Origin of the sequence: Paenibacillus sp. Aloe-11 (assembly GCF_000245715.1) — a bacterium.
GTDB lineage: Bacteria > Bacillota > Bacilli > Paenibacillales > Paenibacillaceae > Paenibacillus > Paenibacillus kribbensis.
On sequence record NZ_JH601087.1, the window covers coordinates 1 to 1,163 of the forward strand.

At 45.6% G+C, this 1,163-nt stretch carries 2 protein-coding genes; both read right to left on the reverse strand.

The window, feature by feature from the left end:
* Nucleotides 1-57 precede the first annotated feature (57 nt).
* On the reverse strand, nt 58-423 hold the full coding sequence (locus tag WG8_RS25865; RefSeq protein WP_007433263.1) for a phage holin, LLH family: 366 nt from the start codon (nt 421-423) through the stop codon (nt 58-60).
* 16 nt (nt 424-439) lie between these two features.
* Nucleotides 440-1,163, reverse strand: a 724-nt coding sequence (locus tag WG8_RS25870) for an N-acetylmuramoyl-L-alanine amidase (RefSeq protein WP_043891443.1), incomplete at its 5' end; no start/stop codon positions are given.

Here is a 1,163-nt window from a genome sequence, read left to right on the forward strand (position 1 = left end):
TGGCAAACCAAGTGGTACATAGGTACAGAGTTTTAATAAAAAAGAGCTCCGAAGGGCTCAGGCAGACTTTTTCGTATTTGCATTGTAATCTTGTACAGCCTTTTCGATTACAGCGCGGATTTCCTGTTCAGTTACATTCAATCCCATTACCCGCAGTCTACCGATCACATAGTCAATGGCTTCCTGCAGCTTCTTATCTCCTTCAAATCCCTTAAACACTGATTCTGCGTATGCTACTGCCTCAACTCCAACTTTGTGAAGAAACTCCCGGTCTTTCACAGATGTATTGGATACATAATATTCAGTTGCCTTCTGCTGAGCCTTTTTAAGGGCACTTGTAGCAATTGTAGCCAATAGACCAATTAACGCAGTTACGATGGTTAACACGTAGGGTTGAGCTGCTTCTATAATTTGTTCCTTCATTATATTTCACTCCTTATTATAGTTTAGGGAAAATGTCTACACGCTTTGGATTTTCTTTGTCCCAGTAAACGCGTGCTCCTAAGGATGCACCCAGTATGCGAGTTGGTACATAACCGACACCATTAATATTAACTGTCTCCACCGCTTCGCCGTTGATGGTAACCTTGCCGTTCGTGTATCCGATCTTACCGCCAAGCATTTCACCGATCGGCCGGGAAGGTACAAAGGTTACATTCTTAATGCTATATCCCGTGAACTCCTGACTACCTACAATGACCTCCATTGTCGGGTACGGCGCTGGCTTATCGGATGGTTTAGGGATTACTGGCGTTGGTGTAGGTTGCACATCGGGTCCCGTAAATGGTACGCCTACGTGAGCACACAGGCCTTTGGCGATGGCAAGAGCGACATTGTTTTGAAAGTCGTTGTCAAAGAGCGTAGCCTCTTCCACTGCGTTGCTGATAAATCCTACTTCAACCAGGACTGCATCCATTGTGGTAGACCTAATAACTTGGAAGTTGCCATAAGCCACACCGCGGTCTCTAAGCCCTGTAGCTGTTACCATATGCTTGTGTACAGTGTTGGCAAGGTTTTTACTTGTCGGCCGCATATAGTACGTTTCTGTACCTGTTGCATCTGGATTACTGCTGCTGTTCGCGTGGATGGATACAAAGGCATCTGCGCCAGCTTTGTTCGCGATAGATACACGCTCTTTAAGCTCTAAAAATACGTCTGTGCGG

Coding starts and splice junctions, on each gene's coding strand:
- WG8_RS25865 (WP_007433263.1), bottom strand. CDS start 423: ATGAAGGAACAAATTATAGAAGCAGCTCAACCCTACGTGTTAACCATC.